We start from the raw sequence: 18460 nt of genomic DNA, 5'->3' as shown, positions 1-18460 counted from the left end.
ACCTCACCACGACGCGAAGCGCGGAGGATCGCACATGTACCAGACCCCTGGCCGGCTCGACGACCTGGACAACGAGGCCGCGAGCCGGGCGATCCACCTGCGCGCCCAAACCAGCTGGGCCGACAGCCTCTGGCAGTACCGCCTGTACCTCGTCCACCCCGACTCCCCAAAGGCCAGCGCCGACGAGGTCGGGCGGCACGTGCTGGTCCGGGTCAACGAGGACGACAGCGTCCACGAAATCGCCGGCCCTCGCCAACTGGCCTACACCGAATGGGCCGAGAACCTCTTCGACCGTCTGACGGAGGCCCAACAGTTCTTCGGACTTCCGCCGAACGCGATGACGGATAGTGGTGAAACCGAGACCGCCCTCCTCGCCGTCGAGCGCCGACTCACCGCCGAAGCCCTGGCAGCGCCGCCCCCTGTCTACCCCGACCGGGCATTCACCGCACCAATCCGCTCCGCGGCGCTCGCCGATAGCACACCCGATAACGAAAGCTCCGTCAGCCTGGACGACCTCCGTCCAGGCGACCACATCGAGCACCTGGCGGACCGGCTCGAGCACCTCCCTGACGCCGACGAAACGATCGAAGCCCACGTCGTCTCCGTCGACGGCACAGACCTTGTGGTGCAGGACATTGACGCCGACGACGAACCGTACGAAATAGCCCTGGAACAGGTGGTATCCGCAACACGCCTCGTACCGCCCACACCAGTCGAAGCACTACGCTTCCAGCCGCAAGGCCAAGACGACCTCGCCCCCTCCGGACCGCTCGCACGCATCCGCGCGAACATCGCCGCCATCCACGTGCTCGACCAGATTCGCCAGAGCGACCGACCCGCCACCGGCGCCGAACAAGCGGTGCTGGCCCGCTGGAGCTCCTGGGGCGCGGTCCCGGCCATCTTCGACCCCCGCCAGAAGGACTACGCGGGCCTGCGCGCCGAACTGCGAGGCCTCCTCACCGAAGAGGAATGGCACGCGGCCGAGGCCACCACCCGCAACGCCCACTTCACCGACGCCGGACTCGCCCAGCCGATCTGGAACACCCTCCAGGCCCTCGGATTCCAGGACGGCAAGGTCCTTGAACCGGGCTGCGGCAGCGGCAACTTCATCGCCTTCGCCCCCGAAGGCGCTGCGATGACCGGCGTCGAACTCGATCCCGTCACTGCGGCCATCGCCGCCGCCCTCTACCCCGACGCCGACATTCGCTCCGAATCCTTTGTCGACACCCGTACCCCGACCGGGTACTTCGACGCCGCCGTCGGCAACGTGCCCTTCGACGAAGTCATACTCCACGACCCCAACCACAACCCGCTGCGCCTGGCCACCCACAACCACTTCATCGTCAAGGCCCTCGACCTGGTGCGCCCTGGCGGCCTGGTCGCGGTCCTCACCAGCCGCTACACCCTGGACAGCACCGGCAAGACCGCGCGGATGGAGATCTCCAACCGGGCCGACCTGGTGGGCGCCGTCCGCCTCCCGGCCGGCGCGCACCGCAGGGCCGCCGGCACCGAGGCCGTCACCGACCTGCTGATCCTGCGGCGGCGCGAGGCGCCGCCCGCGATCCCCCCGCCGTGGATCAGCCTGGCGAACGTGGCCGTCGACGCCGGCAACTCCGTCCTCGTCAACCGCTACTTCGCCCTGAACCCCAAGATGGTCCTCGGCCGCCACGCGCTCACCAGCGGCCGGTTCTCCGCCCAGGAAGTCACCGTCAGGGCCCGCCCGGGCACCGACCTCACTGACGCACTCACCACCGCCCTGGCCACCATCACTACACAGGCCAACGAGAGCGGCCTGACCATGAGCGCCAATCCCGACGCCCGCCAGCGTGCCGCCATTGAGGCGCAGGCCCAGCGGATGCACCGCGCGACCGAGATGTTCGGCGACGACATCCAGCGCTTTCAGGGCACCCTGATCGACCAGGGCGACGGAACGTTCCTCCAGCTCGTCGGACACGAGATCACCGAACGACCCGTCCACAAGAAGGCCGCCGAGGAACTGCGCTCCCTGCTGCGCCTGCGCGATACCTACGTCGAACTTCTCAGCGCCGAATCCACCGGAGACACCGACCAGGCCGCGACCCTGCGCGCCCAGCTCAACTACCACTACGACACCCACACCGCCGCCTACGGGGCCATCAACAAGCGCGAGGCCCGGCGAGACCGCCGCACCGCCCACGGCTCGTTCCGCACCGACCCCTACGCCGCCGGCGTGTACGCCCTGGAGGTCTACGACCCCGACACCGAGACGGCGAAGAAGGACGCGATCTTCACCCGGGCGGTCACCAAGCCGGAGATCGACCAGACCACGGCCGACACCCCGCATGACGCCCTGGCCATCAGCCTCAACACTTTCGGCGAGGTCCGCCTCGGCGAGATCGCCCAGCTCCTGTCCCTGGATTCCCTCGAACAGGCCCGCGACGCCCTCGGCGGCCTCGTCTACAACGAGCCCGGCACCCAGCGCCTGATCCACGCGCCCGCCTACCTCAGCGGAAACGTCCGCGAGAAGCTCGAAGCCGCACAGAACATCCTGCACATGGTCTCCGACGACCTGCGCCCCCACCACCCGCTGCAGGCCAACGTCACCGCCCTGCACAAGGTCCTTCCCCCGGACAAACAGCCCGGGGACATCGAGGACATCCGCATCGGCGCCACCTGGATCGACCCGAAGCACTACCAGGACTTCCTGCGGCAGCTCCTGCAGACCAAGTACCTCACCGTCACCCGCGAATCCGGCGCCGACTGGGACATCGAAGCGGGCCGTGGCGTACGGGAGTCCCGCGCCGCCACCAAGGTCTACGGCACCGCCAGGCGCGACGCCGTCGACCTGTTCAAGCGGATGCTGCGCCGTTCCTCCCTGGTCGTCCACCCGCCGAAGCCGAAGGAGGACACCAGCCCGGAGGAGATCAGGAACGGCAAGATCTGGGCGGCCAACCAGACTGAGCAGGTCGTGGCGAAAGCCGATGAACTCGATCGGTTGTTCGGGGACTGGCTGTGGCAGGACCCCGACCGCAGTCGTGAAGTCCTCGCCAACTACAACCGGCTGTTCAACTCCCACGTCGTCTACCAGGGCGACGGCAGTCACCTCACCTTCCCCGGCATCTCGGACGCCATGCCGCCGCGTCCCCACCAGCGCGCCGGCGTGGCCCGGGCCCTGGCGGTGACCGCCGGCGCCTTCTTCGACTACGAGGTCGGCTTCGGAAAGACCCTCACCATCGCCATGACCCTCATGGAGATGCGCCGCCTCGGCACGGTCCGCAAGCCATGCATCGTGGTGAAGAACGCGACCGTCAACGGCTTCCGCAACGACTTCCTCAAGGCCTATCCCAAGGCCCGGGTCCTAGCGATCGACAGCGCCGACTTCGACAAGGACACCGCCGCCACCTACATCGCGCAGATCGCCAACGGCGACTGGGACGCGGTCATCCTCCCGCAGAGCCTCTTCAAGCGGATCCCCCTGTCGGGTCTCGGCCAGCAGCAGTACGTCGCCAACGAGACCGCCGCCTACCGTGCCCGGATCCACAAGGCCATCACCGGCAGCGACGCCGCCCTGAACCCCGCTCTCAACCCGGGCGGGGACCCGCTCACCGCGGACGCCCTCGACACGGTGGCCGCCCTCGCCACCGAAGGCACCCGCCCCAGGGCCAGCCTGCACGACACAGTTAAGAAGCTTCAGGGCAACCTCAAGCGGCACACCCAGCGCGCCCAGCGCGTCCTCTCCAAGACCTCTACCATCGGCATCAGCTGGGAGCAGACCGGCATCGACTTCATCGCCGTCGACGAGGTCCAGGACTTCGCCAACGGCGATGTCGGCGCCAACAACTCCGAGCTGGCTCTGACCGTCTCCGGCCAGGCCCGAGACCTCAAGGCCAAGCTACGGGCCCTGGAGCAGGCCCACGGCCCGAAGGTCGGCCTCGGATCCACCGGCACCCCGTTCCCTAACGCCATGTCCCAGGCGTTTGTCATGATCGACCTCTTCCGCCCGGACCTGCTGGCCCAGGCCGAGCTGGGAGCGTTCTCCTCCTTTCAGGCGCAGTACCTGCGCGAGACCATGGCCCCGGAGGTCTCACCCGAAGGCACGCCCCGCATCAAGGAACGCATCGGCGCGTTCATGAACGCGCGGCAGTTCCACAACCTGTGGAAGCTGGTCGCCGACGTCAAAACCAAGTACGACGTCACAGTGCCGCGGCCCGACAGCACCAGCGAGACGATCGTCGTCCCCGCCACCGACGCCGACCGCGAGTTCATGGCCGACATCGCAGACCGCGCGGAGGAGGTTCGCGCGGGACGTGTCGACGCGTCCGAGGACAACCTCCTCAAGATCTCCAACGACGGCCGGATGGCCGCCATGGACCTGCGCATGGTCGGCCGCGAACCCGACGGACCCGGCAAGCTCGACGCCGCCGCCGACCAGATCGCGGCGATCCACCACGAGTACAAGGACCGCCTCTACACCAACCGCCAGGGCGACCCCAGCCCCCTGCCCGGAGCGCTGCAGCTCGTCTTCGCCGACCGTGGCACCGCCTCCGAGGACAACCGCAAGCTCGGGAAATTCATCGCCTACGACTACCTGCGCGACGAGCTGATCAGCCGCGGCGTTCCCGCCGAGCGCATCCGCTACGTCCAGGAAGCCAAGACCGCGGAGGAGAAGGAGCAGCTGTTCGCGGACGCCCGCAACGGCAAGGTCTCGGTGCTCATCGGCAGTACCGAGACGATGGGCGTCGGCGTCAACGTCCAGGACAGGGCCATCGCGCTGCACCACATCGACTGCCCGTGGCGGCCCAGCGACGTCACCCAGCGCGAAGGCCGGATCGTCCGCCAGTTCAACCAGCACTTCGACCTCGGCATCCCCGTCAGCGTCTTCCGCTGGGTCAAGGAGGGCTCGTTCGACGCCTTCATGTGGCAGACGGTGGAGAGGAAGGCGAGGTTTGTCGACCAGATCCGCACCGGCCGCGAGCTCGAGGAGCAGGACCAGGCGCTGGACGGCGATCTCGGCAAGGACTACCTGGAGGCCGGCGAGATCAAGGCGATCGCCACCGGCAACCCCCTGCTGCTGAAGAGGATGCACGCGGAGGAGGAGCTGCGCCAGCTCGAATCCGCCTACAGGAGCTGGAAGAGCACCAACAAGCACCTGCGCAACGTCGTCGACACCAGGGACGCCACCATCGCAGCGGCCGAGAGGCGCGCCACCCTCGTCGGCCGCGCCGCCGCCGCACGCACCGACACCACGGGCGCCGCCTTCAGCCTGGAGATGTCCGACGGCACCGTCCACACCAAGCGAACCGACGCGGCCGCCGCGCTACGTACGCAGCTCGCCCTCATCCAGCGTCACTCCCGGGGACAGCGGGTCAGCCGCTACCAGCGCATCGCGACCGTCGGCGGCCAGGACATCCAGGCCCGCGTAGACAACTTCCACGACCACATCCAGTTCACCATCGAAGGCCTCAGCGACATCGCACAGGCCACGTTCGTGATCGACGACGCCGCTGCCTTCCTCAACGAGCCCAAGCCGCCCCTCGGCCTGATCGCCCGGCTGGAAAACCACATCGAGAAGCTCGACGGCATCCACTCGATCCACCTCGCGGTCATCGACGAGCTCAAGCTGGAAGCCGACCGGGCGACCAAGCTCGTGGACCAGCCCTTCGCCAAGCACGACAAGCTGCTGCGAACCCGCGCCAACCTGGCACAGATCGAGGCGGAGATCGACGCCCAAGCCGGCCGGGCGAGCCACGACGACCGGATACAACCTGCCGCATCAGCAACCGCGGAGCCCGAGCCGAACCCCGTGCAGGACAGCGCCCGGGACCTGCGCGCCGCGTACTTCGACTGGTACCGCGCCAACGGCTACCGCATCCTCGACGCCGAACGCCAGGAACAGCCCGCAGACGGCACCCCCGAGGACGCCGCGGTCCGCCTGCTCTTCACCGTCGGCAACGCATGGGCCGCCGAGAACCAGCGGCACGTGGATGAGTACCTCGCCGGAGGGAGCCCCGACTTCCTCGCCACGTCGCACACCCAGGCCCTCATCGACGCGGCGAGCGCCTACCACGACATCCTTCAGGCCCTGCCCGACACCATGGCGGCCCCGGACGACCTCGTCCGCGAGATGATCTACGCGGCACGCACCCACCTCACCGCCGCCCCCCTGGACCAAGCGGCCCCGGTGGTACCCCAGCCCGTCGTGCCCGCCCCGCGAGCACCCCGCTTCCCCCGCAGCAAGCCTCTCCCCGGCCAGGAAGCCGCCCAGCCCTACGCCGACCGGGCCGAGTACTGGGCCGCCGAGCAGGCGATGCTGGACACCTACCGATCCTGGGCCGAGGCGTACGGAACCCACCTCGCCGACGGCAGCCCGCAAGAACAGGCTCTCGCCCGGGCCGGGCAGACCGTCCTGGCCGAGAGCGCCCGGGCCCGGCGTGCCCGCCTGCTGGACCAGCTCGGCGAGCTTGACCTCCAGCTACTCCGCGACCTGACCGACCGGGCCCGCACCGTCGGCAACCAATGGGCGCGCGAGTCGCGCGCGACCCGTACGGTCTCCGCCACCTGGGACATGATGAAGGCCGTGCGCGAGCACGCCGACCGCTACGTCGCGACCATCGACAACCCCCACGAAGAGGCTATCCAGGCATGGCTGGACACCCCGGAACCCATCACCGGCACGGCGACGGACGCACCGGCAGTGCCGGACCTGGCAGCCTTCACCCAGTACACGGTCACCGGCGGAGACGGCATCCGCAGGGAGGCCGTAGACGGCAGCGGCCTCCAGACAGCGCTGCAGCAGCTGCTCGCCGACGGCGCTATCCTGGCGGAGCACCCGCACGGGCTGTCCCTCAGCTGGCCCGACGGCAGCCGCTACGACCTCGCCCCGGCATCGCCAGCGACCCCCGCAGCAACGGACCGTACCGCACCATCCCCCGACGCCGACACCGCCCCTGGCACCGACGATGACGCGATTGCCTCCCTGCTGGCCGCGGACGAGACCGCCGGATCCGCGCTACCAAGGGCCAGGAACCTCGCCGTCCTCCTGAGTTCCTACGGCGACTCCGGCGAAGCCGTCGCCGGACGCGAGCTGGTCCGCGAGACCACCGAAGAGCTGCGCTCCGCCATCTCCCAGGCGTCCACCAGCGGCCTCAGTCCCACGGCCGCCACAGCCCTCGCCGAGGCCACAGCCGCGATCGATGCGACCGCCGGCCATGACCAGACCCTCCCGAGCAAGGCCTTCGCCGCCTACGACCGCCTCGCCCAGGCCGCAGACCGCCTTGCCGACAATGAAGTCCCGGGAACCACCGACCCGGCGCAGCGACTGGCTGAGCGCACCCACCGCCACCTCGCGCGCCTGCACGCCGTCCGCGACCCCTACGACCTGCTCCTCGACGCCGCCAACCTCGAACCTGACTCCTGGGCCGTGCAGTCCCGCACCGACCCGCTGAAGGAACGCCCCACCTACTACAGCGACAGCGGTCACCACTACTACGCCCGCTCTATCGTCTTCGAGACCTACGACCGTTGGCCTGACTCCCACACCCCGGACGGCAGCGCCGCCGCCCAGCTGTTGCGCACCGCCATGTGGGACCTGCGGCAGACCCCGGACACCCTCCTGGGCCGGGCTATCCCAGCGTGGCTCCAAGTGGCGGGCCTCGCCCTCGAAGTGGCTGCCGACGCCGACCAACCGAGCAGCCGGGAAATCCTCCGAACCGTTGCCCGGCACGCCTACGAGCACCATCGCAGTCTCGCCGCACACCAACTCGCCGCCACGAACGCCGGCCCCTTCAGTTCCGAGCGGCCCTTCGAGCAGGGAACGCGCGATCTGACGACGATGCTCGACGCGTGGGTGAGCACCGCGACCGCCAAGCGCCTCGCCAGCGGCACCAACGATCCTGCCGCCGGCGGACCGACCGCCGCCAGGGCCCAGGAGGCCATGCGGGAGGCGGCCCACCAAGCACTCCGACCGACCATTGCCGACGGCACTCTCGACGACCTGGTCCGCCAGAGCACGAACCTCGCCCACACCTCCTACGCGCTCGCGCTGAGCCTGCCGGAGACTGCCTACCGCGACCGCGACGACCGTAAAGTCCTCACGAACCTGATCCGCTCGGCTCACGGGTACGCGGCCAGTACTCGAGCCTCCCGTCCGGACCCCACAGCGGCGGCCGAGATCCTGTCCACGCTCACCGACCTGGCCAGCGCCCCGCTGCCCGCTCCCGTCAACCCCGAATCCGGGCCACAGACGCAGGACACGCAGCCCCCCGCCGCGGCCGCGATCGAACTTGAGCACCACTACCTCACGAGCACGGTCCGGGGTGTCAGTGACAGTGACACCGACGTCTCGGTCCGTACCGCATTGGAACGCGAAGGCTTCAAGCCCACCACCACACCCGGCTCCTGGGCGCTGCCGCCCAACATGGGCTACCAGAACCGGGACAACCGCGTCGTCAAGGTCACCTTCGCCCTCCAGAACCTCAAGCGCACCGTCCGAAAGATCACCGACCCGCCCGAGCTGCCCCGGGACAGCGACATCACCATTCCCGACGGCCAGCCCTACACCTCCAAGAAGGAAGCCTCCGACGACTTCGCGCAGATGTTCGCCGGGCTGTGGCAGGCGAAGGAAACCCCGGCCGGCCGAAAGCTCCTCACCACCGGTCTCGGCGCCAGGCCGGACGGCGGGGCCGTGTGGAAGGCTGTCGAAGAGCTGCGCCAAGGGCCGGTCGGCAGCAGTCTCGATCCCTTCGTTCACCCGGCCGAGGACGTTGTCGCGCGGTGCCGGCACCTCGCCACCGCAGCCATCCAGCTGACCCGCAACCTCGAACGAGAGAAGGTCCGCGCGCCGGTCGCGCTGCCCCACCTGCGAACCCTCACCCAGTACGCCACCCTCCTGGCCTCCCGTATCACTGCGACTGCCACCCAGGAAGGTGCCTGGGAATCGGCATTCGCCGAGTCCACACCGGAAGTGGACCATGAGCGAGTCGACCCCTTGGCGGCCGAACCGCTCCTGCCGCTCCCTGTGTTGAGCACCGGCGCCACCGCGGCTGACCCGCTCGTTGCAGGCCCATACAACAGCGAGACCCTGCCGCAGGCCGCCGCCAACCTGGCTCGCCACCGCCAGCAGCTCACCGATGCTCTCCCCGGCCTCACCGGAGCCCTGGCGGAACGCGACGACGCCCTCACCGAATTCCAGGACGCATGGGAGCAGTCGGAGCAGCACGTCGCCGACGGACCGGACCTCTCCTCCGCCCTGGACGCCTATCGCCGCGCCCACAGCTCGACCACGTTGCTCGCCCAACAGCTCCCGCCGACAAGCGGCGAGGCTGCCGTGCTGGCCCAGCAACTCCTCGGCGAAACTGAGCGCTACATCGTCAGGCTCTCTCTCACGCTCCGTCAGGCGCAGGAGGGCAAGCAGAGACAAGAGGACCAGCGCGCCCTAGACCGTGCCGCCGACCGAGTGCACGCCATGACAGACGCACCGCCAAGCACCCAGCCACCGGCTTCGGCCCCCAACGACAGTGAAGGACAGCCCGCGGAGGCGGTCGAGGCGACGAGTGCCGCCCAGCAGCCCGGAGTTGACGTCCTCACCCGTGTCAGCATGGCCACCGCCCTGCGTTTGGCTGGAGTCGTGGTCGAGACCGTCCGCAACCCTGGCAACGCCACCATCTCCTACCGGGTGGATGGCGAGGAGATGTCCCTGGCACGGGCCGGCGCCATCTTCCTGAACACCGCGGAGCCCGTGGCCGGGCGGCCCGGCTACGTCACCGCCCCCTACACCGGGGACGCGCACTCCGTCCGCGACGTACTCCACCTACCCGAGCACACACCGGTCGCACGCCTGATCCACAGCCCCTACATGCAGCGGGGATGGCGCGTCGAGGTCGACGGCAAGCGGGTCGACGGCACCCACGCCGACTACACCGAAGCCGCCGAGGCGGCCGTCGGCCACCTCCAGGAACAGAACACACCCCCCACCACTGGCAGCAGCGCGCAGGAGCAGGCATTCCAGCCGGACCGGTGGTACACCTACTCCAGCTCCATCGGTACGGTGCACGACCGGCCCGGACACGAGCTCGCGGAGCTCGTCAACAGCACGCCCCAAGCCGAGGCCGTCCGCACCCCCGACGGGGACGTGATCTCCTCCGGCCCCGCCGGCTCAGTGGTCAGCACCCTCCTCCCCGACGCCCTACCCGCCGCCATCGCCGGATTCGATAGCGAGGCCCGAGCACTTCTGCGCGACGCGCTCCAGCACTTCCGCACCGCTGCCGATGACCTCGACCTGCCCGGCCGTCTCGACACCTGGCTCACGGAGCAAATCGGCGACGGCCCCCTCGCCGTCCCCCTGGCAGACCCCGAAGACCTGCGGTCGTTCCGCCTGGCCATGCGCCACTCCTTCCACCACACCATGGCGACGATCACCGCCACCCAGCCGGTGCCGACGCCATCGGCCGCCCCGCAACCGGCCGCGGACGGCCTTGGAACCAGCACCGCCGCGACCGCCGCTCCGCCCACCCCCAAGGCGGCCTTCGAACCGGCGAACGAACTCCCCAGCACGAACCCGGAAGACAGCGACGCCGCGCAACAGACCGACGACGATCCGCAGCCCGCCGCAAAGCCTGCTGCCGAAGCAGCGACCCCCGCGGTTCCTGACGGCGCCACCGCCGTTTCCGGCCATCCCGGGTACTGGTGGCGCCAGGACCCCAAACCGCCCGCGGACCCCTACGCGGACTACCCCAGCATTCACCGTCCCTCCATCACCATCGGGTACGGCGCGACCGCCATCGGCCAGGCCCACGCACCCGACAGCACGGGCATAATCTGGATGGGCTCCGTGACCGGCGCCGGCAGCGTACGCGGCGACCGCACGCCCAGTGGCACCGCCGCCAAGCTCGCCCAGCGCCACCGGACGATGTCCACCGAGGTCGACTTCGACCAGCCCCGCCACGCCGAGACCTTGTGGATCGACCACACGGGCCCCACCGCCGAACTCCACGGACTCCCCAAGACCGGCGACGACGAGGCCCAGGCCGCACGAGAGGCCACCCAGTTCACGTGGGCGCCCACCCGTGACCTATATGTCCAGACCCGCACCACCAGCCGCTCCACCAGCCTGTACAAGACCAGCCGGTTCGTGACGATGATGCTGGAGCGCGGCCGGACCATCGCCGTCCGCCAGAACCCGGAGACACCCCCGGGCCCCGCAGACACCACCGCTCCCGAACTGTGGCCCGACCAACGCCAAGCCCTGCACGACACCGACATGGCGCAGCGCAAAGCCCGGTGGTCACCCATCGACCTCCAGGTCGGCGACGAGATCCTCACCGGCTCGATCCCCTGGTGGCGCCGCGTCACCGCCGTGAACAGCGACGACATCCGCACCTTCGGTAACGAGCCGCAGGACTATGCGAATCTGTGGGCGGTACGCCGCGCAGGCCAGATCCTCACCATCGCCGACGCGCCCAGCGCTGACACGGGAACCGCCCGGCCCCTGACGGGCGCCGTCACCGAGCTCACGGACGAGCAGATCCACGACGAGCTCGCGCAGCTCGACCTGCCACTGGCGGACCCCGGCCACGCCACCTACGTGGCCGCGCGCAAGGCCATGCTGACCGCCAGCCTGGAGCGCCGCCACACCATCCGGCGCGAGAGGGAGCGGCTGCGCGCCGAACGCTCCGATCACCAGCGCACACCTGCGGGCCGTAAGAACCTCGTGCTGGACGAAGACGCGGCGCCGCTCGGCGCCACCGCCAAGGACGGCAAGGTCTTCCTGTCCCTCGACCGCGACGGCCACCCCCGCAGCGAGCACAAGACCCGCCAGGGAGCACGGAACGCGGCCTACGACCGCGCCGACCGCGCGGCCGACCTCGCCCCGGCCGGCTGGAGGCCCGCCGCCTTCGACGACCTCGAGCCAGGCACGGTGCTACGCCTGCCGGTCCGTCCCCCATCCGAAGATGCCGACCGCGCGATCCTCTGGTCCGAGCCGCTGACCCTGGCCTCGGTCACCCGCAACGACACGGGCGAGATCTCCATCGAGGGCACCCGGGGCGCGCTCGCGGTCACCGAGACGGTCCCGGGACCGCTGCGCCGCCACGGAGCCATGCGGCCGGCCGAAGGCGAGGTGACCTACACGGCCGACCAGCTCGCGCGCCGCGCTGCCCGCGCCTACCTTCGCGGACGGCAGGGACCGCGAGCCAGCCACATCATCACCACCCGCATGACCACCCTGGTGACCACCGCAGCCACCGCCGTCAAGGCGGCCCTGGAGCGGCCACTCGGCAGCCAGCAACTGTCCGAGCGCCTGGACGCGGTGGCCATCGCGGCGACTGCCGTCGCCGCCGCCGGGGAAACCACCGACGACGCCGACCTGCAGACCGCCTACACCGAGCTGGCAACCGGCGCAGCCACCTGGGCCGGTCGCGTGCGTGACCCCCGCACCATGCCGGACCTCCCACCCGCCGCGTCTGCGCCTCCGGCCGTCAACGAGGCTGAACTGCTCGCGCCTCTGCCCCAGCCACCGGCCAGCGCAGATACTGACTTTGATGTCCTTCCCGCACCCCCGCCGGAGCCGACGGCCGACGAGGATGTCGCAGCGCGTCCGATCGCCGAGGGAACCCACGGGGTGCGAGAAGGCGAGTGGTCGGCCCGGCTCAGCGACGGTATCCCGTTGGAAGGACCTCCGTTCCACCGTCAGGCAGGCGGTGCCGCTGCGTTGCACGCGGCAGCGACCCCAGCGGCTGCTCTCGTTCTCCCTCAGCCAGAAGGCGAGGTGGTGCGTGCCGAGCAGACCACCGAGGGGTCGGGGCCGGCTGAAGCCGCTGGCTACGCAGAGCACGCCAACGGCGGCCCGGGCGCCAACCACGAGTCGCCGGTACAGGCCGTGCCCGCCGTAGCGGATGAAGCTGGGCAGGAAGGCCCTGACAGAGCGGTGACCGCCTCCGTGCGGCCCACCACCGAAGTCGATGAGGCAGCCGGACCGGAGCAGGACCCGGACCCGGACGTGTGGAGCAACCGCATTCAGATCATCACGGCTGGGCGGGCGACCCATATCACCGGGACCGGACAGTCGGGCTTCTTCGAGTTGGAGGATGACCTCCGGCAGTTGCTGAGGGACAGCGGCTTCGGCTTCAAGAAGAGCGAGAGCCGCTGGACGTACGGTCGCCGTGACCGCAGTGGACTGCCGCGCATCCTCGACAAGATCCGCGACTACCTGGCGGACATGGACGAACGCGAGACGGCCGCTTCGGCGGCGGCCGCGGTAGAGCAGGTGAGCAATGACTACCCGCCGACCCCGCAGCAGCAGAAGATCATCGATGCGTGCCTTGCCGGCCAGGACGTCGCGGTCCAGGCGCTGGCGGGCACCGGCAAGACGTCGACGCTGCTGATGGTTACCCGCCGCCTGCCCGACAAGCGCATCGCCTACATCGCTTTCAACCGGTCCATCGCCGACGAGGCGAAGCGCAAGATGCCGCGCAACGTCACCTCGGACACCAGCCACGCCTTCGCCCGCGCTGCGCTCAAGGGTGAGCCGATAGAGCGCAAGGTCGTCATCGCCCGCACCCATCCCGGAGCGCGCCGGGACAAGGACGTCGCCGCGGCCCTGGGCATCACCCGGCCGCTGATGTTCGAGGGGGGAGAGGTTGATCCGGAGGACATCGCGAGCATCGCCATGCAGGCGGTCCGCCTCTACCGCGAGAGCGCGGACGACGAACTCGGGCGGCAGCACCTCGGGGCGTGGGGCCGCACCCCCGCCGCGCCAGGTCTGCTCGATGCCGCCCGCCGGGCGTGGGCGGACATCACGGATCCCGACAGTGACAAGATCGTCTTCAAGAGCGACGACTACATCAAGATCTGGGCGCTGAGGCGGCCCCGCCTGCCCTACAGCATGATCCTTTTCGATGAGGCGCAGGATATTAACCCCGTCCTGAAACGCGTCATCCAGGACCAGCCGACGCAGACGATCGTCGTCGGGGACAGCCAGCAGTCGATCTACTCCTTCCGCGGCGCGATCGACGCCCTCAAGGACTGGCCCGCCGACACCGTGCTCCCGCTTACCCAGAGCTGGCGCTTCGGCCCGCAGGTCGCGGCCGTCGGCAACGGCTACCTCAATCTCCTGGGCGCAGACCTGCAGCTCCAGGGGAATCCGGCCCTGGACACGACGATCGGCCTGGTGGACGAGCCCGACGCCATCCTGACGAAGACCAACATCGGCGCGGTCGGCGCCGTCTTCGAGGGCCTGGACGCGGGCAAGCGCGTCGCGATGGTGGGCGGCGGCACCGACATCAAGCAGATCGCCCTGGCAGCGAAGGACCTCAAGGCCGGCCGCCGGACCAAGCACGCCGAGCTGAGCGCGTTCGAAGACTGGGAGGAGGTCCGCCAGTACGCCGAGTCCAACGAGGACGCCAAGGCACTGCAGACCTTCGTCCGCCTCCTCGACAACTACAGCCCCGACGACATCATCAACATGGTCCAGCAGCTGGTTCCGGAAGACGCCAAGGACCCAGCCCAGCGCCCGCAACTGACCGTCTCCACCGCCCACAAAGCCAAAGGCCGCGAGTGGGACCAGGTCCGAATCGGCCCCGACTTCCCCCAGCCCAAGGAGGACACCGAGACCGGCGAACTCGTCCTACCGGGCGCCGAGGACCTGCGTCTGGCCTACGTCACCGTCACCCGCGCCAAACAGCGGCTCGAGCTGGGCTCACTCGACTACGTCCTGCGCGTGGACGGCGCGATGCCCCGCCAGCCCTCTGCCACCAGCGGCATCACCGCAGCGCAGGAACCCACCGAGCCGGACCTTCCCGCCACCGACCAGAAGCTGCCAGCACAGGCAGGCCTGCGGCCGGAGGAGATCGCCGCGGCGACCCCGCAGCTCGCAGGCGAGCAGCCCCCTGCCCACGGACCCCAGATCACCCTCACCCTCCTCGCCACCCCGCCCGGACAGATGTCCGTCACCCTCACTCCCGGCGGAGCCGGACCGGCCACCCGGCCCCTCGGCGGCATCGGCGATGGCGCGACGGCTCTGCCCGTGACCGCCGTGGTTCCCGCGCTGGTCCGGCCGACAAGCCGGGAGCAGCACTTGGTGGAGGCCGACGAGGTGGCCACCTGGCTCGCCACATCCCTTCCTCTCGGCTCCTTCGCAGATGCGTGGGGCGATGAGCGGATCCGCGCAGTACTGGCCACCGCCGTCGCACAAGCAGTGAACGACACGCTCGCCCCCTCCGCCGACGAGCTGATCACCTGGATCATCGACCATGTCGTGCCGGACCCCGCCCTCGCACGCCACGCAGCAGCAGGCAGCCAGAGCGAGTTCGCGGATCACCTCGCTCGGGCCGTCGACCACGCCATGGAGGACGCCACAGAGCACCAGCTCTGGGCATACATCGAGCGAGACGGGGCCCGTGAGGACGTGCTCGCCCACGCCACCCCACTGGCCTACGAAGCCGCCCTGCAAGCCGCCCGTGCCACGGCCGGGCCCGCCATCGCACCGACGGCACCCGCAGCCCGAGCCGGCGCCACGGCACCGCCCGAAACCACCGGCCAACAGCCCGAAACCCAGCCCCAGACCTCCCCGAGCGAGCAGGCTGCGCCCGGACAGGACCGCGACGACCCGACCGATCCGGAACCCGACGAAGACACCCCCACCCCCCAGACAGCCGCAGAGGAGGAGGACCGCAGCTGGGAAGACGCTCAACCCTCAGGCCCGGTCACCGACGACGAGCTGTACACGGGTCTCAAGGTCATGATCGAACCCGACCGGCTGGCAGAACTAGCCCGTGCCATCGCCAGCGAGGACACCCACCCCTGGGTCGCCGCGCACACCAAGATCGCGCGGGACCGCAAGTCCTACCGCCCGATGCGAACCCCAGTGCTGCGCCGCCACTACACCCAGGACGCCAAGGGCCTGCGCGTGCGCGTCATGACCCCCGCGCAGGTGCGCGAGAGCCACTTCACCTGGGCACAGCTCGCCGACCGGGCCTACCGCCGCCTGCCCCAGGACATCGGCGCCCAGCTGATGAACCTGGACGAGCGGTTCAGGGACATCGACCTGAGCGGCGATCCCGAACTCCAGGGATTAGTGAACCGGGCCGTGGACGCAGTCCTCGACCAAATCGCCCATGGCGAGGAGGTCCGCCCGCGGCTGCGCCGTTCCACCAGTGTGACCCAGGTCACCGGGCCCGAGCCAGTCCCCATCCCGGAGGCTGCTCCCGCTGATGCTCTCCCCGGCCTTGTGCCCGGGACCGGACCTGTCAGGCCAGCCCCCACAACGCGGGAACTTCCGGGCAGGAGCCCGTTCCCCGCGCCCGAGCGCCTCAACGACGTGCCGCCGGTCCCGGGAGAACTCGCCTCGGCCCGCGGCGTCGTGTCCTCGCACTGGAACCCCACCGACGGCGGCGAGGTCCCGAACGTCGCGGCCCAGCGCGTGCTCGCGGCCGGAGGCGACCGCTCCGACACCACCGAGTACCTGCGGATGCTGCAGATCGCCGAGCGGCTCGAACCCCTGGCCCAGTTCGATGCCAACCGCCATCACTCTCGAGGGGAGTACCTCGGCCAGGTCAAGGCCCCCTGGACATGGGGCCAGCAGGCCACAGCCCTGCGCAGCGACATCGAACGGATCGGCGAACTCGCCCTGGTCGACTACCTCACCCGGATCAACGAGGCCGACTTCGACCCCCAGGAACTGCGGGAGGCCCTCTTCGGCACCCCATCGCCCGCGGACACCGCAGGCGAGACACGCCATCACACCTTGCTGCGCCAAGCCCTCGTGGACCGCCTTGCCGCCGCACGGGCCGCCGCCACGAAGGACGGCGCCGATCCGGACGCCGTCGTGGACTACCTTCGCCGTACGGCCGGCCAGGAGCCGGGGCAGGAGGACAGCACCCCTCACGCCCTGATGGCAGTGCTGGACGCGGCACTCGACAAGGCCTACCTGGCATACGCGCGGGCGCACCTCAGCGACGACGCAGCGGCCTTCGCCGATCACCTGCGCCGCGATGTAGAGCTGACCGCCCGCATCCAAGGCGCACCGCCGATCCCGCTTCCCGACAAGTCCCGCTGGGTCGCTCGCGACGACGTGGAACCCGGCACGGTCATCCGCCGGCACAGCGACGGCCAATGGTGTGATGCCGAGCTGGTGGAAGCCAACTACGGCCGATCGGTGCGCCTGTCGGAGGTGCAGCAGATCGGCGGCTACTCGGGCGAGTGGGGCCGGTCATCACACGTCGCCGTCGTCGAAGCCGGCCCGGACGTCACGGCCGTCAAGCGCAAGCTCAAGACGGACAAGCGCCTCCGCGAGGCGATCGAGCGCAACAGGGCCAGCTGGCAGGAGCAGCACGGCAATCCGGCGGCCGACGACGCAGCCCCGTCGCTGCGCTACGGGAAAGGCCTGTTCAGCGAGAAGCACCGCCGGATCGCGATCCGCGCCACGCTCGCCCTCGCCGCGCAGCGCCCCGGCCCTGGCCTGGCCAGCGTCAGCGAGCCCTGGGTGCCGCTTCGCAGCACACCGGCCGACCTCGTCAAGGGTTCCTGGTTCCTCTGCGGCAGCAACGACGGCCGGATCCACCAGGTCACCCGCAGCGGCCTCAGCAGGAACCTGCGCCAGGTCATCGACCCCAACATCGGCCCGGACATCTACCTCAGCCCCGACCAGCAGATCACCGCGCTCGCGCCGCTCGAGGTCTTGGTCCTGCCCGGTGAGGACCTCCCCGGCGCCATGGATCCCGCCGAACGCCGAACCCTGCGGCTTGCTGCCGCGGCCAGCCCCAGCGGACTGCTGCTCGACGACCAAGGGCACCGCCTGGTAGACCTGGACCTCGCCAGCGGGACCGGCAACATCGTCGATGCCGAAGGCCGCACCCAGGGCTGGGTCCGTGCCCGCACCCACCGCGGCGTGCGCCAGTGGTGGGCCCAGGACGCCCGCGACGGGAACCCCGCCCCCGACCGGTGGACCGACCCGGTTGGCGCCGCCGTGTGGACCGCGTGGCACACCACCAGGCCGCTCACCGACCCCGTAACAGGCCGTGCCGCCCCCATCCTGACCGCCGAGCAACTGCGGCACCTTGCGCCCCTGGCCGTCGCCTGGCGTTCCGCCGATGACCCCGGGCTTGCCGAAGCGGCCACCGCGTGGACGCGCAACGCCCTTGCGGGCCAACCGCTCTCCCACGGAGGGCTGCCTGTCCCCAGCCCCCTCCTGCACACACTGGCGGAAGCTGCGCACAAGGCGGCGGAGGCGGCCGATGCCGGCACAGACCTCAACTCCGCGCTGACGGCGGTATCCCAGGGCTTGCGTGCCGAAGCGCAGTTCCTCGATGCAGCCTTCGGCCCGCTGCCGCCAGTGGCGGATCCCGATCCGCTCAACGAGGTGCCCACTACGGCGAATCTCCACGGCACCGAATCGGCTGACGGTCAGCCGAAGCAACTCCTCGCCCACCAAGTGGTGATCGGCGACCTCGTTCGCGCGCCTCACCTCATCGGCGGCGCGACGACGTGG

General features: G+C 70.1%; 1 protein-coding gene (cut by a window edge). It reads left to right on the top strand.

Features of this window, described 5'->3' with window-relative positions; all coding sequences use genetic code 11:
• Positions 1–34: 34 nt before the first annotated feature.
• A protein-coding gene (locus tag ACFWIC_RS28915; RefSeq protein WP_380520371.1) for a DUF6349 family protein crosses the window boundary here: on the top strand, positions 35–18460 show its 5' portion. 15492 nt of this gene lie beyond the right edge of the window; 18426 of the gene's 33918 nt are visible here — the first part of the coding sequence; its start codon is at positions 35–37; its stop codon lies off the right edge, out of view.

It is taken from the genome of Kitasatospora sp. NPDC127035 (assembly GCF_042726075.1).
Classification (GTDB): Bacteria; Actinomycetota; Actinomycetes; order Streptomycetales; family Streptomycetaceae; genus Kitasatospora.
Note: the sequence above shows the minus strand (reverse complement) of the source record. Positions and strands in the feature narration are given on the sequence as shown.